Origin of the sequence: Mycobacterium bohemicum DSM 44277, from assembly GCF_001053185.1 — a bacterium.
GTDB classification, from domain to species: domain Bacteria; phylum Actinomycetota; class Actinomycetes; order Mycobacteriales; family Mycobacteriaceae; genus Mycobacterium; species Mycobacterium bohemicum.
The window spans coordinates 21,259-40,527 of the sequence record NZ_CSTD01000001.1 but is presented as its reverse complement, the minus strand read 5'-3'; the positions used below and the strand labels follow the sequence as shown (position 1 = coordinate 40,527).

Here is a 19,269-nt window from a genome sequence, read left to right as displayed (position 1 = left end):
CCCCTCGTGCGGGCGGTCGTCTAAGGGAGGCCCCGTATTGCCGTCGGGGTCGGGTCGAACACAACACGGAGCCGTCCGCCAGTTCGGGTACCCGCCGACACCGGTTGCCTAACCCGCGGTTCGCGAATAGTTCATCGGTTCCCGCCGTCACGCCTCGAGGATGGCGGCGACGCCCTGGCCACCGGCGGCGCAGATCGAGATGAGGCCGCGAACCGGCCGGTCGCCCGTGCTCTGCGCCTTCTTCTCGGCCAGCTGCTTGGCCAGCTGGGCGAGGATGCGGCCGCCGGTGGCCGCGAACGGGTGACCGGCGGCCAGCGAGGAACCGTTGACGTTGAGCTTGGACCGATCGATGGACCCCAGGGCGGCGTCCAGGCCCAGCCGCTCCTTGCAGTAGTCCTCGGACTCCCAGGCCTGCAGGTGCGCCAGCACCACCGAGGCGAACGCCTCATGGATTTCGTAGAAATCAAAATCCTGCAGGCTCAGCCCGTTTCTCGCCAGCAGCCGGGGCACCGCGTACGTCGGCGCCATCAGCAGGCCGTCGCGCCCGTTGACGTAGTCGACGGCGGCGGTCTCCGCGTCGACCAGGTAGGCCAGCGGGCTCAGCGAACGCCCCGCCGCCCAGTCCTCACCGGCCAGCAGCGCGACCGAGGCGCCGTCGGTCAGCGGCGTGGAGTTGCCCGCCGTCATCGTCGCGTCACCGGCCTTGGCGCCGAACACCGGCCGCAGCGTGGCGAGCTTCTCCACGCTGGAGTTGGGCCGCAGGTTGTCGTCGCGGTAGAGCCCCAGGAACGGGGTGACGAGGTCGTCGAAGAAGCCGCGGTCGTAGGCGGCGGCCATGTTGCGATGACTGGCGACGGCCAGCTCGTCCTGGTCGACGCGCTTGATGCCCATCTCCTTGGCGGTGATGGCGGCGTGCTCCCCCATCGACAGGCCGGTGCGCGGCTCGCTGTTGGCCGGGATCTCCAGCCCGATGGTGGCGGGCAGGCTGCCGACCAGCTTGAGCCGCTGCAGGTTGGACTTGGACCGGCGCAGCTTCAGCAGGGTGCGGCGCAGGTTGTCGCCCAGGCCGATCGGCGGGTCGGAGGTGGTGTCCACCCCGCCCGCGATGGCCACCTCGTAGCGGCCGGCGGCGATGCCGTCCGCGGCGGCGATCGCCGCCTGCAGCCCGGTGCCGCAGGCCTGCTGCAGGTCGAACGCCGGCGTGTAGGACGACAGCTCCGAGCCCAGCACGCACTCCCGGATCAGGTTGAAGTCACGGCTGTGCTTGAGCACCGCCCCGCCGGCCACCACGCCCAGCCGCTGACCGGCCAGGCCGAACCGGTCCACCAGGCCGCCGAGCGCGGCGGTGAACATGTCCTGGTTGGACGCCTCGGCGTAGGCGCCGTCCGACCGGGCGAACGGGATGCGGTTGCCACCCAGGATGGCGACGCGTCGTCTGGATGCGCTTTTCTCGGGATTCGCAGGGGCCACTATTGTCTCCGTCATCGGTTTGGGCTCGGCCAACTGAGGCCATACTACCCACTGTTCTTACTCTGCAGTAAGTTCGTTCTCGATACCGTGGCCCGTAGCGGGCCGGTAGCGGCACGCCACGACCCCGCAGACCCACACGACCCACACGACCCAGACGACAAAGGAAGGCAGCTCAGTGGCTCCCAGGCTCTCGTCCGACCTGTTCTCGCAGGTGGTCAATTCCGGACCCGGATCGTTTCTGGCCAAGCAACTCGGCCTCCCCCAGCCCGAACCACTCCGGCGCTACCGGCCCGGAGAACCGCCCCTGGCGGGGTCGCTGTTGATCGGCAGCCCGCAGGACCAGCCCGGCCGGGTGGTCGAGCCGCTGCGCGCGGCCCTGGCCCGCGACTACGACCTGGTCGGCAACAACCTGGGCGGCCGGTGGGCCGACCAGTTCGGCGGGCTGGTGTTCGACGCCACCGGCATCACGACCCCGGCCGGGCTCAAGGGGCTGCACGAGTTCTTCACGCCGGTGCTGCGCAACCTGGGCCACTGCGCGCGGGTGGCCGTGGTCGGCACCACCCCCGACGCCGCCGGCAGCACCGACGAGCGGATCGCGCAGCGCGCGCTGGAGGGCTTCACCCGCTCGCTGGGCAAGGAGCTGCGCAACGGCGCCACGGTGCAACTGGTGTACCTGTCGCCGGGCGCCAAGCCCGCCGCGACGGGCCTGGAATCGACGATGCGGTTCATCCTGTCGGCCAAGTCCGCCTACGTCGACGGCCAGGTGTTCTACGTCGGGGAGGCCGACTCCACCCCGCCGGCCGACTGGGAGCGGCCGCTGGATGGCAAGGTCGCCATCGTAACCGGCGCCGCGCGCGGAATCGGCGCGACCATCGCCGAGGTGTTCGCCCGCGACGGCGCCCGCGTCGTCGCGATCGACGTGGAGTCGGCCGCCGAGGCGCTGTCCGAGACCGCCAGCCGGGTCGGGGGCACCGCGCTGTGGCTCGACGTCACCGCCGACGACGCCGTCGACAAGATCACCGAGCACCTGCGCGACCACTACGGCGGGCACGCCGACGTCCTGGTGAACAACGCCGGCATCACCCGCGACAAGCTGCTGGCCAACATGGACGACGCCAGATGGGACGCCGTGCTGGCCGTCAATCTCCTTGCGCCGCAACGGCTTACGGAAGGCCTGGTGGGCAATGGCAGCATCGGCGAGGGCGGCCGGGTGATCGGCCTGTCGTCGATGGCCGGCATCGCGGGCAACCGCGGACAAACCAACTACGCCACCACCAAGGCCGGAATGATCGGGCTCACCCAGGCCCTGGCGCCCGGACTCTACGACAAGGGCATCACGATCAACGCCGTGGCGCCGGGCTTCATCGAGACGCAGATGACGGCCGCCATCCCGCTGGCCACCCGCGAGGTCGGCCGCCGCCTCAATTCGCTGCTGCAGGGTGGCCAGCCCGTCGACGTCGCCGAGACCATCGCCTACTTCGCCAGCCCGGCGTCGAATGCGGTGACCGGCAACGTCATCCGGGTGTGCGGCCAGGCCATGCTGGGCGCGTGAGCGGCGGGGGAATGCGATGAACCAGCCAAGTGGCCTGAAGAACCTGCTGCGCGCGGCGGCCGGCGCGCTGCCGTTGGTGCCGCGCGACGGCCGGCTGCCCACCCGGACGGTCACCATCGAGGACCTGCCCATCGATCGCGCGAACGTGGCGGACTACGCGGCGGTGACCGGCCTGCGCTACGGCAACTGCGTGCCGCTGACCTACCCGTTCGCGCTGACGTTCCCCGCGGTGATGTCGCTGGTGACCGGGTTCGACTTCCCGTTCGCCGCAATGGGTGCGGTGCACACCGAGAACCACATCACCCAGTACCGCCCGATCGCGGTCACCGACACGGTCGGGGTGCGCGTGCACGCGGAGAACCTGCGCGAGCACCGCAAGGGCCTGCTGGTGGACCTGGTGACCGATGTCAGCGTCGGTGACGACACGGCGTGGCATCAGGTGACGACGTTCCTGCACCAGCAGCGCACCAGCCTGTCCGACGAGCCCAAGCCGCCGCCGGAGAAGCAGCCGAAGCCGCCCCCGCCCAGCACCGTGCTGCGGATCACACCGGGGCAGATCCGGCGCTACGCGGTCGTCGGCGGGGACCGCAACCCGATCCACACCAACCCGATCGCCGCCAGGCTGTTCGGGTTCCCGACGGTGATCGCGCACGGAATGTACAGCGCCGCAGCGGTATTGGCCAACATCGAAGCCCGGCTCCCCCGCGCGGTGCGGTACTCGGTGCGGTTCGGCAAGCCGGTGGTGCTGCCCGCCACCGCGGGCCTCTACATCGAGGAGAGCAACGAGGGCCCCGACGGCGGATGGGACATCTCGTTGCGCAACGTCGCCAAGGGTTACCCCTACCTGACCGGTACGGTCCGGGCCCTCTAGTCCGCGTGTGTCCCGCCGCGCGCCTTCAGCATCACGTTCAACCCGTGCGCGCCGGATGCGGTCAACAGGAAAACCAGGAACAGCCACGCCGGCGGGTGGGCCAACTCCCAGACGAAGATCGCCGCCCAGATCGGTGAGCCCTGGGTGACGGCAAAGCCCCCCGCCGCGCCCGCCAGCGAAACCGCTGGGCCGTGCAGGTGCGTCCCGGTCAGCCAGTTGATCGTGAGCACCAGCGTCGACCCGGCCGCCGCGCCGGTGGCCAGCGACGGGGTGAGCATGCCGCCCGCGCCCCCGGCGCGCAGAAACAACGCCGTCAGCAGCGGTTTGAGGGCCAGGATCGAGGCCGCCGCCGACAGCGTCAGGCCGCTGGCCAGGCTGACGGTGAGGATGCTCCGCCCGTTGCCGGGCAGCTCGGGCCACCAGTGCGAGCAGATTCCCATCACCAGCCCCGCGCCCGCCAGCGCGGGGATCAGCACCCAGGTCCGCATCGCGCGCGCCGGCCGCGCCGCCGCCATGAGCCGGTTGAACGCCAGTCCCACCGCGAGGGTCACCGGCGCCAGCACCAGCCCGTGCGCGGTCACCAGGTACGTCGACTCCGAGCGGGGCCAGTCCAGGATGGGGTGATCGTGCGTGGCGGCCGCCCCGATCGCGACGGCCAGACTGGAGCTGAGCAGCGCCGCGCACGCCAGCAGGATCTCCCGGTCGCGCGCCGACAGCCGCCGCAGCCACTGGGTTCCGCTGTCGGCCAGGGCCGCCGCGAACTGGCGCGGCGCCCCTTCGCGGCCCAGCGAGGCGCCCGAGCCGACCAGCACCACCTGGAGCACCGCGTCGATGCTCCACGTCGCCCGGGGGATGGGGTCGTGGCGGGTGATGGTCTGCGCGAGCGGGGGGACGTCGGTGCGGCGGCGCAGCAACCACCACCCGCAGCCCGCCAGGGCGCCGCCGACCATCGGTCCCAGGGCGCGGCGGATGTGGCCGCTGCCGCTGATCCCGGCCAGCAGCGTGCCGAACGTGTAGTGGTAGGTGAGGTGTTCGACGAAGCGCAGCACGGTCGTCGTCGCCAGCCCGGCCACCCCGGCCAGCAACCCGACGATGATGACGGCGCAGAAGAAGTCGAGGTTGCGGCGATCGGTGTGTGCCACCCCACGAATGTAGGGGCTAGCCGGCGGCCGCGGCGGCTCCACGCTCCTCCGGTGCGCCCCGCAGGCCGTGCCAGAACAGGTTGATCATCAACTCGGCCGCCTCGTCGACATCGATGTCGTCCGTGCTCAGGCGGTTGGCCATCGCCTCGCCGGCGCCCACCAAGGCCACGGCCATCATCTCGTAGTCGCGGTCGGGCCGCGGGGTGCGGCTGCCGGCCCGCACCAGCGCGGCGACCAGTTCGATGATCTGCTCGCGGCCCTCGCGCACCAGGTGGGCGAACGCCTGCGAGCTGGTGGCCTGGGTGTACATCACGATCCACGACGCCCGGTTGGTGTCGATGTACCGCAGGAACGAGCCAATGGTGTTGCGCAGCAGGTCTTTAGGATTCTGCGTGAAGTCGACGCCGGCGCGGACCGCGTCGATGAACCGGCCCAGCTCGCGGTTCAGGCAGGCGCCGAACAGGTCCTCCTTGGAGCCGTAATACAGGTACAGCATCGGCTTGGAGATCTGCGCCTCGGCGGCGATGGCGTCCATCGACGTCTCGTGATAGCCGTTGACGGAGAACATCTGCACGGCGGCGTCGAGCATCTGCTGCTCACGGACGGCACGCGGCAGCCGCTTGGTACCACCCGCCATCGCTTGCCTTTCCAGCCCGTCTACAACCGCGAGAAGCACCCGTTCGTGACGCCGCCCGCCAAGGTCGGCGAAGCGGACGCGATGCTCGAGCTGATGGGTGACGTGTTCGCCTCGCGGCCACCGACGGCGACCCGGCCACCGCGTGGACGGCGCCGCAGCGGGTGGTGCAGCACAACACCGCGCCCAGCCTGACCCTCACGCTGCCGCGGCCCACCGAGGTCGCCGGGCTGCGCGTGCTCGCCGGCCGGTCGCCGCTGCCCGCCCGCCCGACGATGGTGGCGGTCAACCTGGGCGACGGGCCCCAGGTACGGGAGCTGGGCGGCGACCAGCCGCAGACGCTGTCGTTGCGGCCCCGGGTGACCGACACCGTCACCATCAGCCTGCTGGACTGGCAGGACATCATCGACCGCAACGCGCTGGGCTTCGACCAGCTCAAGCCGCCCGGGCTGGCCGAGGTGGCGGTGCTGGGCAGCGACGGCAATGCGATCGCCCCGGCCGACGGTCCCCGCAACCGCGCCCGGCGGGTCAGCGTCGGATGCGATGACGGGCCGGTCATCGCCATCGCGGGCCGGTTCGTGCACACCCGCATCGACACCACCGTCGGCGCGCTGCTCGACGGCGACCCGGTGCCGGCGCTGCCCTGCGAGGGGGGCCCGATCGCGCTGCCGCCCGGACACCAGGAGCTGCTGATCAGCCCCGGCGCCCAGTTCGTGGTGGACGGGGCCGAGCTGACCGCTTCCGCCGACAGTCCCAGCGCCGCAACGGTTCCGGCGCCCGTCCTGGCCTGGGGCGAGGGACGCCGCCAGGTGCGGGCACCCGCGTCGGCCCGACCGCGGCTGCTGGTCATCCCCGAAAGCATCAACCCGGGCTGGGTGGCCCGCACCGGCACCGGTGCCCGCCTGACGCCCGTCGCCGTCAACGGCTGGCAGCAGGGCTGGGTGGTGCCCGCGGGCGACGCGGGCACCATCACGCTGACCTTCGCCTCGAACGGCCTTTACCGCGCGGGCCTGGCGGTCGGGCTGGCGTTGCTGCCGCTGCTGGCCGCGCTCGCGTTCTGGCGCACCCGCCGCCGAGGCGACGACGAAGAACCGCCCGCGCGGCCCCGGGTTTCCGGGATCTGGGCGGCGATCGCGGTGCTGGGGGCGGGGGGCGTCGTCGCCGGGGCGGCCGGTGTTGTGGTCACCGGCGCCGCGCTGGGCCTGCGGTACGCGCTGCGCGGCCGGTACCGGACCACCGTCGCGCTGAGCGCGGGCGGGCTGATCCTGGCCGGGGCGGTGCTGTCCCGGCATCCGTGGCGATCGGTCGACGGTTACGCCGGCCACTGGGCGATCGTGCAATTGCTGGCCCTCATTTCGCTTGCGGCACTTGCGGCTTCGGTGGTCACGGTGGCGCGGCGGCGGGACTGAATTTTTCGGTGTTGGCTCCCGGATCGCCGGCTGGTTGACTGAAGAGGCGCGACGTCCGAGGAGTTGCGGGCATGGGATGGTTTTCGGCGCCCGAGTACTGGCTGGGCAGGCTCGTGCTGGAGCGCGGAGTCGCGGCCGTCTACCTGATCGCGTTCGTCGGGGCGGCCGCCCAGTTCCGGGCGCTCATCGGCGAACACGGCATCCTTCCCGTTCCCCGATATGTTGCCGCGCAATCGTTTTGGCGCACCCCCAGCCTTTTTCACCTGCGCTACAGCGATCGGTTGTTCGCCGCCGTCTGCTGGTTCGGCGCCGCGCTGGCCGCGGCCGTCGTCGCCGGTGCGGGTGACCTGGCCCCGCTCGGGGTGTCGATGCTGATGTGGCTGGGGCTGTGGGTGCTGTACCTGTCGGTGGTGAACGTCGGGCAGGCCTGGTACTCGTTCGGCTGGGAGTCGCTGCTGCTGGAGACCGGGTTCCTGATGATCTTCCTCGGCAACGACCGCGTCGCGCCGCCGCTGCTGACCCTGTGGATGATGCGGTTGCTGCTGTTCCGGGTCGAGTTCGGGGCCGGCCTGATCAAGATGCGCGGCGACCCCTGCTGGCGGGACCTGACGTGCCTGTACTACCACCATGAGACCCAGCCCATGCCCGGGCCGTTGAGCTGGTTCTTCCATCACCTGCCCCGGCCGCTGCACCGGATCGAGGCGGCGGGCAACCACGTTGCGCAACTGATCGTGCCGTTCGGGCTGTTCGCCCCGCAGCCCGTGGCGGCCGCGGCCGCCGCGATCGTCGTCGTGACCCAGCTGTGGCTGGTGGCCTCGGGTAACTTCGCCTGGCTCAACTGGCTGACGATCCTGCTGGCGTGCAGCGCCATCGACGACACGGCGGTGTCCGCGCTGGTGCCGCTGCCCGCGCACCCGGCCTGGTCGGCGCCGCCGCTGTGGTTCGCCGCTCTGGTGGCCGGGTTCGCCGGCGCCGTGCTGGTGTTGAGCTATTGGCCGCTGCGCAACATGCTGTCGTCGCGGCAGCGGATGAACATGTCCTTCAACCCTTTTCACCTGGTGAACACCTACGGGGCCTTCGGCAGCATCGGCCGCGTGCGCCGCGAGGTGGTGATCGAGGGCACCGCGGCGGCCGCCGTCACCGCCGACACCGTCTGGCTGGAATACGAATTCAAGGGCAAGCCGGGCGGCGTGCGACGGCTGCCGCGGCAGTGGGCCCCCTACCACCTGCGCCTGGACTGGCTGATGTGGTTCGCCGCCATCTCCCCCGGCTACGCGCAGCCGTGGCTGGGGCCGCTGCTGCAGCGCCTGCTGCGCAACGACGCCCCGACGCTGCGCCTGTTGCGGCACAATCCTTTTCCGGACGCGCCGCCGCGGTTTGTGCGTGCGCGGCTGTATCAGTATCGGTTCACCACGTGGTCCGAGCTGCGCCGCGAGCGGGCGTGGTGGCATCGCCGGTTGGTGGGTACGTACGTGCCGCCGATCGCGGCGGCGACGCCGGCGTCGCGGAGCCACGGCTAGTCCGCGCCTCGACGTCACCCGGATCACATGTGTGAAAAATTGCTACGCCGCTGTCAACGCTTTGTAAAACACGTGGCGAATAGCGCTTGAATCCCGCACGCTACGAGACGACGCCCAAGGGTGGCGTCCGTTGAAGGATCAGCGTGGACGGTGGTGTTGTCCGGTTTTGCTCGGCGTGAGCCGTTGGCCATCGGGAGCTTTCGCTTGCGCGGCTCGGTGTTGACGCTTTTTGCTGTGGCCGCCCTGCCTGTCATCTGGGTGCTGGCGCCGGCGGCGCCGGCACGGGCCGACGGCGGTTACATCGCGATCGCGGGGTCGGACTCCACCCGCTCGGTCGAGACCACGACGGGCGGCAGCCTGGCCAGCCTCGATCACGTCGAGGATTACGCGGTGAACCATTGCGCCGCGAGGCACGGCGCGACCGACTGCCGCATTCTTGCCGAGGGCGTGGGCGGTTGTGTAGCCCTGTCCGACGACGGCCACACCTTCGTCGGGGCCTGGGCAACGACCCGCAGCGCGGCCGCTGCGGCGGCGGTGGCCAAAGCGGGTCGGGCCGGTGCGACTGTGGACCTCGTTCGCTGCTTCGGCGACCCGGGTCTGGGCGGCTCCTCCGCATCGGGCGGCACCTCGTTCTGGTCGCAGTAGGCGCGACCTAGAGGATGGGCGGAAAGGTGGGCAAGCCCACCAGCGAGCCGTGGGAGAAGTACGGCCCGGCGTCGGGCGTCAGCGACGAGTAGCCGTCGTTGACGATCGGCTGCAGCCACGAGTTGAGGTTGTTGACGATCGGTTGCGGAACCCCGATCTGCTCGAGCGGCAACAGCATCGGCAGGGTCGGTGAGGGGATCTCGTAGGTGGTGATCGTGCCGCCCAACGGGGCGGTCACACTGGAGATCTGGACCGCGTCCGAGGGGGAGGCGAGCGCCGCCGTGTTGTGGTAGTAGATGCCCCCGAAGATCGAGTTGACGTCGGCCAGAAGATTCCACGGGCGATCGGGCGGGTTGCCGAAGAAGTCGTACTGCGCGAACACCACGCTCACGTCGTACTGGGTGTTGGGCAGACCGTTCACCGTGTAGTCGACCAACGGAATGGTGAGCCCCTCCGGGAGATAGGTGCTGAACAAACCGAATTCGGGGCTGGAGAACATCGCGAACTTCAGGGCGTTGACGGGTGGAGCGGTCGGGCTGGTCGCCAGGTACGCCAACTCGCGGTTGACGACGATCGTTCCCTCCGACAGCCCGGCGACGTACACCGGCGAACCGTTGCCGTTGGTGAACGCGTTCATGATCTGGTCGTTGAGCGCTTGCTGTCCCGTGGCGACGGCGCTGTTGACACCGGGAGCGGCCAGGCTCCCGCTGATGATGCTGATGCTGGCCGGATAGTTGACGAGCTGAGCGGTGGTGCCGGGAAACCAGTTCTCCCCGATGGCGTGGTTCAGCGCGTCGTACGCCTGCAGGATCGAGGCGGAACTCGGCCCCGGCAGGCCGATCCCGGTGATGATCAGGCGCCCCAGGTAGGGCCAGCTGGTGAGCAGGAAGGGATAGTAGAGCGGTCCCGCGCCGGGGATGGTGATCCGGGTGCCGGCCGCGGCGAGCGCGCCGCCGGTCGGCTCGAGCCCCACCATCGCCGCTTCGTTGGCGATCTCACCGGTCAGGTACTCGCTCGCGTTCTCCCGCAGCGCCAGCACGAAGCGCTCGTGCAGCTGCGCCGCCTGCGCGATGAGCGCCTGGTAGTTCAGGCCGTACGCGCCGAACGACGCCGCGATGCGTGCCGATACCTCGTCCGCGCCCGCGGCCAGCAGCGCCGTCGTGGAGCTCGCCGCCGTCGCGTTCGCCGCGCCGACCGCCGACCCGATCCGGGCCAGGTCCGCGGCAGCGGCGGCCAGCGACTCCGGGGCCGTCACCACATACGACACCGCCGCCTCCTTGGGGGTGCGATCACAGGCGCGAACGTCATCGGCTCTGACGCAATCCGTGAGGCTACCCGCCGTAACGGGCCGGGGCCCGGCTTTCCGCGAACGCGCGTTGCACCGACGGCGGTGATCCCGCCGCGGTGATCGTCACACGCGCCCCAGCAGTCCCCGGCGCGGGCGGCATGGTTTGTGCCCGCCTCATAGCGACAACGCCGGGGAGAGCGTGCGTCCGGACGGGAATTGTCGCTATGAGGCGGGCAGAAAGCCGGGTCCTCCCGCCGCCGTGACGCGTGTGACGGAAGTGCCGCAGAGCGCTTACAGCGTCTCGTCCAGCTCGCCGAGCCGGTCGGTGAGCCGCAGGTTCTCGGAGTAGTCCACCGGGCAACAGATCAGCGACACCCCGTCGTCGTCGAGGGCGGCCCGCAGCGTCGGGAGCAGGTCGTCGGCGCTGGCGATCCGATATCCCTTGGCGCCGAAGCTTTCCGCGTACTTGACGATGTCGGGGTTGCCGAAATTGACGTAGTAGTGCTCGCCGAGCTCGAGGTCCATCTTCCACTCGATGAGCCCGTAGCCGCCGTCCTCCCAGATCAACACCACCAGCGGGATGCGCTCGCGGACGGCCGTCTCGATCTCCTGGGAGTTCATCAGGAACGCGCCGTCGCCGACGACGGCCAGCACCTTCGACTCCGACCGCGCCAGCTTGACGCCCAGCGCACCGGGCAGGGCAAAACCCATGGTGGACAAGCCATTCGAAACCAGGCACGTGTTGGGTTCGTATGTCGGGTAGAGCCGCGCCATCCACATCTTGGTGGCGCCGGTGTCGACCAGCACGACGTCGCTGCGGCCCAGCGCGGCCCGGGTGTCGGCGACGACCCGCGCGGGCGCCAGCGGAAAGCGCGAATCCCCTTGCCCCCGCGCGAATTCCTCCGCGAGCAGACCCGCACCGGGCACCTCCGGGTCGGCCTCATAGGCCTGGCCGGCGAGCCCCTTGGTGAGCGCGTCCAGCGAGGCGCTGATGTCGCCGATGATTCCGACGTCGACCGAATAGTGCGCGTCGACCTCGGCCGGGAAGCGGTGAATGTGGATGATCTTCTTGTCGGCCTGCGGGTTGATCCGGACCGGGTCGAACTCCTGGAGCTCGTAGCCGACCGCGATCACCACGTCGGCGTTGTCGAAGCCGAAGTTGACGTAGTCGTGGCGCATGAAACCCAGCGTCCCGATGCCGTTGGGATGGTCGTCGGGCATCACGCCCTTGCCGTGGAAGGTGTTGGCGACCGGCACCCCGAACGCCTCGGAGAACCGCACCAGCGCGGCCGTGGCGCCGGCGCGGGCGGCGCCGTGCCCGGCCAGCATCACCGGGCGCTTGGCCTGGCGCAGGATGTCGACCGCCCGCTCCACCTGCCGGGGTGCGGGGGCGTCGGCGCGAACGACGTTGCGCGGCAACGGCGCCAGGTCGTAGTCGGATTCATCTGCATCTATGTGCTCGGGCACGGCGAGGTAGACCGCGGCCGGGCGTTCGGTCTCGGCCACCTTGAACGCCTTGCGGAACATCTCCGGGATGGCGCGGGCGGTGGGGATGTCGGCGGCCCAGCGGGTGATGGGCGCGAACATCGACACCAGGTCGACGTACTGGTGGGACTCCTTGAACTCGCGGTCCTGGCCGACCTGCGCGGAGATCGCGACCAGCGGCGTGCTGTTGGTCGTGGCGTCGGCGACCCCGAGCTGCATGTTGATCGCCCCGGGGCCCAGCGTGGCGGAGACCACCGCCGCGCGCCCGGTGACGCGCCCATACATCTCGGCCATGAACGCGGCCCCCTGCTCGTGCCGGGTCAGCACGTAGCGGATGCCGGAGGACGCCAGCGCCCGCACGAACCGGATGTTCTCCTCCCCCGGCAGCCCGAAGACGACGGCCACCCCCTCGTTCTCCAGGCACTTGACCATCAGCTCAGCGGCCTTGCTCATCCCGGCACCTCCCTTGGGGGAACGATAGTGGCAGGCTGGGTGTTGCACCTCTTACCAACCTCGAAGCGAAGGATGTCAGCGTGCCCATCGCCACGATCAACCCGGCCACCGGCGAGACGGTAAAGACCTTCACCCCCGCCACCGACGACGAAGTCGACGCGGCCATTGCCCGCGCGTACGCCCGGTTCCAGGACTACCGCCACAACACCACCTTTGCCCAGCGAGCGGGGTGGGCAAACGCCACCGCGGACCTGCTGGAGGCGGAGGCGGACGAGGTCGCCGCGATGATGACCCTGGAGATGGGCAAGACCCTGGCGTCGGCCAAGGCGGAAACGCTCAAGTGCGCCAAGGGTTTTCGGTACTACGCCGAGAACGCCGAGAAGCTTTTGGCCGATGAGCAAGCCGACGCCGGGAAGGTCGGCGCCAAGAAGGCATACATCCGCTACCAACCGCTCGGGGTCGTGCTGGCCGTGATGCCGTGGAACTTCCCGCTCTGGCAGGCAGTCCGCTTCGCCGCGCCGGCGCTGATGGCCGGCAACGTCGGGATCCTCAAGCACGCCTCCAACGTGCCGCAGTCGGCGCTCTATCTCTCCGACGTTATCGCCCGCGGCGGCTTCCCCGACGGCTGCTTCCAGACGCTGCTCGTTTCGTCGAGCGCCGTGGAGCGCATCCTGCGCGATCCCCGGGTCGCGGCGGCCACCCTCACCGGCAGCGAACCGGCCGGCCAATCGGTTGCCGCGATCGCCGGCGACGAGATCAAACCGACCGTGCTGGAGCTCGGCGGCAGCGACCCGTTCATCGTGATGCCATCCGCCGACCTCGAGGAGGCGGTCAAGACCGCGGTCACCGCGCGCGTGCAGAACAACGGCCAATCCTGCATCGCCGCAAAGCGGTTCATCGTCCACACCGACATCTACGACGCGTTCGTCGACAAGTACGTCGAGCGCATGGAGGCGCTGAAGGTCGGCGACCCGACCGACCCGGACACCGACGTCGGCCCGCTGGCCACCGAGTCGGGCCGCGACGAGATCGCCCAGCAGGTCGACGACGCCGTCGCCGCGGGTGCGAAGCTCCGCACCGGCGGCAAGCCGCTGGACGGGCCCGGGTGGTTCTACCCGCCGACCGTGGTCACCGACATCACCAGGGACATGGCGCTGTACACCGAGGAGGTCTTCGGACCGGTCGCCTCGATGTACCGGGCGCAGAGCATCGACGAGGCCATCGAGATCGCCAATGCCACGACCTTCGGCCTGGGCTCCAATGCCTGGACCAGCGACGAGGCCGAGCAGCAGCGGTTCATCGACGAGATCGAGGCGGGCCAGGTCTTCATCAACGGCATGACGGTGTCGTACCCCGAGCTGGGGTTCGGGGGCGTCAAGCGGTCGGGCTACGGCCGCGAGCTGGCCGGCCTCGGGATCCGCGCGTTCTGTAACGCCAAGACGGTCTGGGTGGGCTAGCGGGCGGCCGCCAGCACCTTCTCGTCCTCGTCGGCGAAGGTGTCCTCCAGCTGCAGCGGCGAGTAATCGAGGTCGATCTCGCCGACCGGCCGCCCGCGGGCGCTCGATATCGTGCCGAACCGCCGCATCCCCTTGTCGGCGGCGTACTGCGTCATCTCCTCCGGGGATATCCCGAAGGGCACCTCGTCGCCGTAGAGGGCGAAGCTTTCCTCGGTCACCCTCAGCGCCAGCGGTAGCAGCTGGTTCATCCGCTCTTCGAACACGCCCCAATTGGCGTCCTCGGCGGCGACGTGGCGCCGGCAGGTGAACGTGCCCCACGCCATGTGGCGGCGCTCGTCGTCGCCGATGTGGCTGATCAGCCGCTGCATGCCGGGCAGGATGCCGCGGCCCGCGCAGATCTTGTGCCAGGCGTAGTAGCCGGTCAGCGCCAGCATGCCCTCCACGATGTGGTTGTAGGTCACCGCGGCGCGCACCTGCGCGGCCGGCGACGGGTCGACCCGCAGCGCCCCGAGGCAGTCGGGCAGCTCGTCGTAGAACATCTGGCGGTAGGCCGGCAGGTCGTCGAGGTAGCGGTGCAGGTCGTCGGTGACGCCGACGGCGTCGAGCCACATGCGGAACACCTGCGTGTGCTTGGCCTCCTCGTACGCGAACTGTGTCAGGTACATCTCGTCGCCGAGCCGCCCCTCCGCGCGCATCGCGGACATGAACGGCTGGATGTCCTCGGTCACGGCCTCCTCGCCGGCGACGAACTCCGCGCACAGCCGGGTGGCGTAGTCCCGCTCGAGGTCGGTGAGCCGCTCCCAGTCGGCGCGCTCGCGGGAGAAATCGATGTCGGCGGGGTTCCAGAACTTGGCGTTGCCGCCCGCAAATAGCTTGAGCGGCAGGCTCTCCCAGTTCAGCCCGCCCGCGGCGAGCGAACCGACGTGTGTGCGCGTCATGTGACCTCCTCAGATCGCGTGATGGCTGCGGCGCGGGGCTGGGGCGAGAACGCGGCCGCCAGGACCGCGACGAGCCTGCGCACCGCCAGCGCCGGCTGCTCCGGGGTCGGTTCGTCGAGCCCGAGGATGGGGTCGAGCCCGCGCATGTACGGGGCCAGCGCCAGGTGCGGGAAGATCAGCAGCAGCAGCGACAGCATGGCCTCGGTGTCGGAGTCCGCCCGCAGGTCGCCGCGGGACTGCGCGTCGCGGACCAGCGGGCGCAGCACCTCGAGGTAGTGGCGGTGGATGACGCTGCGCACGCTGATGCGGGCATCGGTGTCGACCTCGAGCGTCGCCGCGGCGTGCAGGGCGCGCTCGTGCGGGTGCTCGGCGAAGTAGGCCACCCAGGCGTCGAGCAGGTCGGTGAGGAATTCGAAGAACGGGCGGGTGGGGTCGAGCTCGCGGATGAGGTCCTCGATGTAGGAGCGCACCCGCTGGCTGCCGATGTCGGCGATGTAGGCGTACAGGTCGCGCTTGTCGGCGAAGTATTGGAACAGGCTGCCCTTGGCGACGCCGGCGCGCCGGGCGATGACGTTCAGGCTGCCGCCGGAGAAGCCGTGCGCACCGAACTCCGACTCCGCGGCCTCGATGATCGCGGCCCGCCGGGCCGGGTCGACGCGCGCCCATGTCACCGTCGGCAATGCGGCCCCCTCACGACTCGATGACCACTGGTCAGTCTAGTGTGGCACGGGTCACAGTCAAGCGGACTTCGGACGGGCGCCCGGACGCAGGGCGCCGGGCGACCGCCCGGTGTGTCGCTTGACCAGTCGGTGCAGCGTCGCCGGATCGGCAAATCCCACGGCTGCGGCGATTTCCCCGAGGGGCATCCGCGTCGTCCGCAGCAGATGCAGGGCGCGCTCCAGGCGCACCTTCTGCACGAGCTGCAACGGGCTGAGTCCGACGGCGCTTCGTGTCCGCCGCGCCAAGGTGCGGGGGCTGAGCCCACACCACTGCGCCAGGGAAGCCAGCGAGTGCGCCTCAGCGAGCCGGGAGCGCACGAAACGCTCGAGCGCGGCGACGGTTTCGTCGCGGGCCGCGAGGTGCGAGGGAATGAGGAAGCTCGCTTGGGAGGTGCGCTGGTCGGCGACGAGTCGGTTCGCCAATTCGTCGGTCAGGGCGGCCCCGCCGAAATGGCGCATGAGCGCCAGCATCAGGTCGATGTGCGCGAAGGCGCTGCCCGCGGTCCAGATCGGCCCGTCGCGAACCACCATCTCGTCGATGACGACGTGGGCGGCGGGCGCGACGCGGGCAAGGTCCGCACCCAACCACCACGTCGTCACGCAGCGCCGACCGTCGAGCAGGCCGGCGACCCCGAGCAGGAACACCGCCGTGCACGAGGCCGCGACGTCGGCGCCGCGATCTCCTCCGGGGTGGCGGCCCCCAGACCCGGCATGACGACCACGTCGCGCGGCCTCGAGCGCGCCAGTGGCTGTCCCGTCGCGGCCAGGCCGCCGCGCAAGGCGACGCGAGTTTCAGGCGTCACGAACCGCAAGTCCAGGAGCGGCTTTCCGTGAATTCGATTGGCGGCGTGGACAACATCGATCGTGGCGCCCACCGCGCTGGCGCTGGCCCCCTGCAGGACGAGGACGTCGAGGCCAATCATGTGGCGAATTATGCAAGAAAATTGTCTGTTTCGCCACTGGCGGCCCGCCGCTCGCTGACGGAGGCTGATGCCATGCCCTTGATGCGAGTGACCCTGACGCCCGGCGCTTTCGGCGACGCCCAGAAGGCGCGTCTGGTGGGAGCGCTCACCGAGGCGGCCTGCAGTGCCGAATCGGTGCCCGATCGGCCCGAGAGCCGGATGCGCGCTTTGGTGCTGCTGCAGGAGTTGGCCCCGGAGAGCTTCTACTCCGCAGGGGTCAGCGCGGACGCCGCTGTCGCCGGCGTGTTCATCGACTGGCAGGTCAGCACCGGCGTGCTCGACGGCGCGCGCAAGGAGCAGTTCGCCCAAGATCTTCAACGGGCCGCCGAATCGGCCGCCGACGCGCCCGGCGACAGGATGGTGGTCACGTCGTGCGTCATTCACGAAGTGCCCGAAGGGCAGTGGGCGCAGAACGGCGCCATCCGCCGCCTGCCGGAGGCCGCGTCGATGGCGGGCTTCGAGCACCTGACCCCGATCGCATCCCACCGATAGCGGTGTCGGCCGCAGAAGTGTTGGCACGAGCCGAGATTGGGCTTCCCGGGTCGCGATACCGCGTGCCGACGCCGGCCCTCATCCTCGATGAGGCCGCGCTGGATGCGAACATCTCCCGCATGGCCGAGCGGACACGGGGCCGGGTCGCGCTGCGGCCGCACGCGAAGACGCACAAATGCTCGTGGATAGCCCGCAAGCAGGCCGCGGCGGGCGCGGTCGGCGTCTGCTGCGCGAAACTGGGCAAAGCCGAAGCGCTTTCGGCGGCCGGTGTGCGCGACATCCTGCTCACCTCGCCCGTCGCCGACCCCGAGATGCCACGCCGGTTGTGCGACGTGGCGGCGGTCGATTCGGGATTTTCCTGCGTCGTCGACCATCCCGATCCGGCGTCCGCGCTGGCCGCAGAAGCCCGCCGGCGGGGCGTCACGATGCGGGTCCTCATCGACGTCGACGTCGGCCTCATGCGCACGGGCGTGGCCGGCGTCGCCGAGGCCCTCTCACTCGCCGATCACATCCGGCGGCAGCCCTCGCTGACCTTGGCCGGCGTCCAGGGCTACGGGGGTCATTGGCAGCACATTGCCGGGTACCGAGCGCGCCGCGAGGCGGTCGGGGCGGGGATGGACGTGCTCGCGGGCGTCGTCGAAGGGCTCCGAAGCGCCGGCCATCGGGTCGAGACCATCACCGGCGGCGGCACCGGAACCGTGCAGTCCGACCTGGAAGTCGGCCTGCTGACCGAACTTCAGCCCGGCTCATACGTTTTCATGGATGCGCAATATCGCGACGCCTTGGGCGACGACGCCGACGGCGCGTTTGCCACCAGTTTGTTCGTCTCGGCTCAGGTGATCAGCGCCAACGCCGTCCCGATCGTCACCGTCGACGCGGGGCTGAAGGCGTTCGCCACGGACGGTCCCCCGCCGCGCCCGGCCGGGGCGCGCTTCGCCGGCTCGACGTACGGCTTCTTCGGAGACGAGCACGGCGCGCTCACCCGGCCCGCCGGTGGGCCAGTCCGCCTGGGCGAGCGGGTCGAACTGGTGGCCCCCCACTGCGACCCGACGGTGGACCGGTACGACGCGTACCACGTCGTCCGCGAAGACACGCTTGCGGCGATCATCCCCATCGAAGCTGCGCGCGCCAGCCGCTGATCCGCCCGGCTTGGTGGCGAGGGTCCTACGGCCGCATCACGGCCCGGCCCGGCGGACGGCGCGAGTGTGCGGCCAGCCGGACACCCGGCCGGGTGGGGGGTCAGGCGGTGGCGAGGCGGCGACTACGGCAGACCGACAGATCTCGCGATCACGTCCAGCGCGAACGGCACAAGGCCAGCGGTGCTTCCAATCGGAAGATTATTGACGCCCTCGACGGTGTACAGGGTCCCGCCGAACGAATAATCAAAGGTCGGCCACGACGCCGTTATCGGCTGGGGAGAAGCAAAGATCCCATCGAAGGGAACACCCACGGTGACAACCGGCCCCCCGAACGATGAGGTATCCACCGCCAGGTTGACCGTGGTAGATCCCGTGGTAACGGCGGCCAGGTAGTTGCCGGGCAGGCCAACGAGCGCCGATGCGGCGCCCTGCCAATTGCCCGTTTGTAGCTCGCTGACAATCAGATTGGTGCTATTGACGAGGGCGGCGTTGCCCGAGACGGCGGGACCTGCGGTAGAGCTGACAAGCGACAGCAGTCGGGGAGCGCTGAAGTTCCCGCCCGTCACTTGCAGTTCGGTCCCCGGACCGTAAGGGCCCGTCAGAACGTTCCCGGTCACCGCAAGGCTTCCACTACCAAACACCGCGGTGGTCCCGTTCACGACGCCCGAGAACGGGCCGTTCTGGCCGGTGGGAGGCAGAATCCCGCTATAGGTGAAATTTATGGCACCGATCGGGGTGTTGAGGGCGAAGAAGGTGCCAGACACGGACTGGGCGGAGGCGTCCAACCCGCCCGCCAACATCTGCCGGACATTGGCGGCTTCGGCGCCTGCGTACTGGCCGGCTCCGGCGCTCAATGCGCCGACGAAGTTGTCGTGGTAAGCCGCTGCCTGCACGCCAAGGCTGTGGAATTCGTCGGCCGCCCTACCAAATACCGAGGTGATCGCGGCCGAAACCTCGTCGGCGCCCGGCGCCGCGATCGCAGCCGTCTGGCCCATCGCTTCTGCTTGGGCCGCGCGCAGCGAGGCACCGATATCCACCAAATCTGCGCTCGCCGAAGCTATCGCGTCGGGCGTGACACTGAGCAATGACATAG

16 protein-coding genes and 2 pseudogenes are annotated in these 19,269 nt (G+C 70.1%); 8 read left to right on the top strand and 10 right to left on the bottom strand.

All coding sequences use genetic code 11. From position 1 onward, the window contains the following. Positions 1 to 147: 147 nt before the first annotated feature. Positions 148 to 1,485: an acetyl-CoA C-acetyltransferase gene (locus BN971_RS00185; protein ID WP_085182198.1), complete on the bottom strand. Its 1,338-nt coding sequence runs from the start codon at positions 1,483 to 1,485 to the stop codon at positions 148 to 150. 160 nt (positions 1,486 to 1,645) lie between these two features. Here BN971_RS00185 and BN971_RS00180 point away from each other — a divergent pair, with 160 nt between their 5' ends. Both BN971_RS00180 and BN971_RS00175 read left to right on the top strand, forming a co-directional pair. Then, a complete protein-coding gene (locus tag BN971_RS00180) occupies positions 1,646 to 3,022 on the top strand; it encodes a 3-oxoacyl-ACP reductase (protein ID WP_085182199.1) in 1,377 nt (458 codons plus the stop codon). A gap of 16 nt (positions 3,023 to 3,038) precedes the next feature. Beyond that, entirely contained in the window at positions 3,039 to 3,893 is an 855-nt protein-coding gene (locus BN971_RS00175) for a MaoC/PaaZ C-terminal domain-containing protein (RefSeq protein WP_085182200.1), read from the top strand. Here the strand turns inward: BN971_RS00175 and BN971_RS00170 are convergent. Further along, positions 3,890 to 5,035: a chloride channel protein gene (locus BN971_RS00170; protein ID WP_170322091.1), complete on the bottom strand. Its 1,146-nt coding sequence runs from the start codon at positions 5,033 to 5,035 to the stop codon at positions 3,890 to 3,892. The genes BN971_RS00175 and BN971_RS00170 overlap by 4 nt on opposite strands. A gap of 16 nt (positions 5,036 to 5,051) precedes the next feature. Beyond that, positions 5,052 to 5,672, bottom strand: coding sequence for a TetR/AcrR family transcriptional regulator (locus tag BN971_RS00165; protein ID WP_085182201.1), 621 nt, complete (start codon positions 5,670 to 5,672; stop codon positions 5,052 to 5,054). A 113-nt stretch (positions 5,673 to 5,785) separates the two neighbouring features. Here BN971_RS00165 and BN971_RS00160 point away from each other — a divergent pair. The 3 genes and pseudogenes from BN971_RS00160 to BN971_RS00150 all read left to right on the top strand — a co-directional run. Further along, positions 5,786 to 7,078 (top strand): annotated as a pseudogene (locus BN971_RS00160) (hypothetical protein); the annotation flags it as partial. Positions 7,079 to 7,149: 71 nt separating this feature from the next. Beyond that, on the top strand, positions 7,150 to 8,598 hold the full coding sequence (locus BN971_RS00155) for a lipase maturation factor family protein (protein ID WP_085182205.1): 1,449 nt from the start codon (positions 7,150 to 7,152) through the stop codon (positions 8,596 to 8,598). A gap of 150 nt (positions 8,599 to 8,748) precedes the next feature. Then, positions 8,749 to 9,243, top strand: a complete 495-nt coding sequence (locus BN971_RS00150; RefSeq protein WP_245836959.1) for a DUF4189 domain-containing protein — start codon at positions 8,749 to 8,751, stop codon at positions 9,241 to 9,243. A gap of 7 nt (positions 9,244 to 9,250) precedes the next feature. On the opposite strand, the gene BN971_RS00145 is transcribed toward BN971_RS00150, so the two are convergent. Continuing rightward, complete coding sequence (locus BN971_RS00145; protein WP_085182206.1) at positions 9,251 to 10,510, bottom strand: PE-PPE domain-containing protein; 1,260 nt, start codon at positions 10,508 to 10,510, stop codon at positions 9,251 to 9,253. Positions 10,511 to 10,822: 312 nt separating this feature from the next. Beyond that, the gene (locus BN971_RS00140) at positions 10,823 to 12,469 is read right to left on the bottom strand and encodes an acetolactate synthase large subunit (RefSeq protein ID WP_085182207.1); all 1,647 of its coding nucleotides are present in this window, start codon (positions 12,467 to 12,469) and stop codon (positions 10,823 to 10,825) included. 80 nt (positions 12,470 to 12,549) lie between these two features. On the opposite strand from BN971_RS00140, the gene BN971_RS00135 reads away from it, so the two are divergent. Beyond that, complete coding sequence (locus BN971_RS00135) at positions 12,550 to 13,926, top strand: NADP-dependent succinic semialdehyde dehydrogenase (RefSeq protein WP_085182208.1); 1,377 nt, start codon at positions 12,550 to 12,552, stop codon at positions 13,924 to 13,926. On the opposite strand, the gene BN971_RS00130 is transcribed toward BN971_RS00135, so the two are convergent. The 4 genes and pseudogenes from BN971_RS00130 to BN971_RS26190 form a co-directional block, all read right to left on the bottom strand. Then, a complete protein-coding gene (locus BN971_RS00130) occupies positions 13,923 to 14,864 on the bottom strand; it encodes a R2-like ligand-binding oxidase (RefSeq protein WP_085182209.1) in 942 nt (313 codons plus the stop codon). The two genes, BN971_RS00135 and BN971_RS00130, sit on opposite strands and share 4 nt — an antisense overlap. Further along, the gene (locus tag BN971_RS00125) at positions 14,861 to 15,544 is read right to left on the bottom strand and encodes a TetR/AcrR family transcriptional regulator (protein WP_085182210.1); all 684 of its coding nucleotides are present in this window, start codon (positions 15,542 to 15,544) and stop codon (positions 14,861 to 14,863) included. Before BN971_RS00125 ends, BN971_RS00130 begins: the two co-directional genes overlap by 4 nt. Before the next feature lie 57 nt (positions 15,545 to 15,601). After that, positions 15,602 to 16,054: a helix-turn-helix domain-containing protein gene (locus BN971_RS00120; RefSeq protein WP_346425723.1), complete on the bottom strand. Its 453-nt coding sequence runs from the start codon at positions 16,052 to 16,054 to the stop codon at positions 15,602 to 15,604. Beyond that, positions 16,049 to 16,249 (bottom strand): annotated as a pseudogene (locus BN971_RS26190) (DJ-1/PfpI family protein); the annotation flags it as partial. The gene BN971_RS00120 and the pseudogene BN971_RS26190, both read right to left, overlap by 6 nt. A 182-nt stretch (positions 16,250 to 16,431) precedes the next feature. Here BN971_RS26190 and BN971_RS00110 point away from each other — a divergent pair. Both BN971_RS00110 and BN971_RS00105 read left to right on the top strand, forming a co-directional pair. Next, positions 16,432 to 17,037, top strand: coding sequence for a tautomerase family protein (locus tag BN971_RS00110; RefSeq protein WP_139027016.1), 606 nt, complete (start codon positions 16,432 to 16,434; stop codon positions 17,035 to 17,037). 62 nt (positions 17,038 to 17,099) lie between these two features. Further along, positions 17,100 to 18,176 (top strand): DSD1 family PLP-dependent enzyme, encoded by a 1,077-nt coding sequence (locus BN971_RS00105; RefSeq protein WP_211279831.1) that lies wholly within the window; start codon positions 17,100 to 17,102, stop codon positions 18,174 to 18,176. A 122-nt stretch (positions 18,177 to 18,298) separates the two neighbouring features. On the opposite strand, the gene BN971_RS00100 is transcribed toward BN971_RS00105, so the two are convergent. After that, positions 18,299 to 19,267 carry a PE family protein gene (locus BN971_RS00100; RefSeq protein WP_085182213.1) on the bottom strand — a complete coding sequence of 323 codons (969 nt, stop codon included), beginning with the start codon at positions 19,265 to 19,267 and terminating at the stop codon, positions 18,299 to 18,301. Between the last annotated feature and the right edge of the window lie 2 nt (positions 19,268 to 19,269).

What these genes read in the sequence shown, in the direction of transcription:
- BN971_RS00185 (WP_085182198.1), bottom strand. Translation starts at nt 1,485, where the DNA reads ATGACGGAGACAATAGTGGCCCCTGCGAATCCCGAGAAAAGCGCATCC.
- BN971_RS00175 (WP_085182200.1), top strand. Translation starts at nt 3,039, where the DNA reads ATGAACCAGCCAAGTGGCCTGAAGAACCTGCTGCGCGCGGCGGCCGGC.
- BN971_RS00165 (WP_085182201.1), bottom strand. Translation starts at nt 5,672, where the DNA reads ATGGCGGGTGGTACCAAGCGGCTGCCGCGTGCCGTCCGTGAGCAGCAG.
- BN971_RS00155 (WP_085182205.1), top strand. Translation starts at nt 7,150, where the DNA reads ATGGGATGGTTTTCGGCGCCCGAGTACTGGCTGGGCAGGCTCGTGCTG.
- BN971_RS00140 (WP_085182207.1), bottom strand. Translation starts at nt 12,469, where the DNA reads ATGAGCAAGGCCGCTGAGCTGATGGTCAAGTGCCTGGAGAACGAGGGG.
- BN971_RS00130 (WP_085182209.1), bottom strand. Translation starts at nt 14,864, where the DNA reads ATGACGCGCACACACGTCGGTTCGCTCGCCGCGGGCGGGCTGAACTGG.
- BN971_RS00120 (WP_346425723.1), bottom strand. Translation starts at nt 16,054, where the DNA reads ATGCTGGCGCTCATGCGCCATTTCGGCGGGGCCGCCCTGACCGACGAA.
- BN971_RS00100 (WP_085182213.1), bottom strand. Translation starts at nt 19,267, where the DNA reads ATGTCATTGCTCAGTGTCACGCCCGACGCGATAGCTTCGGCGAGCGCA.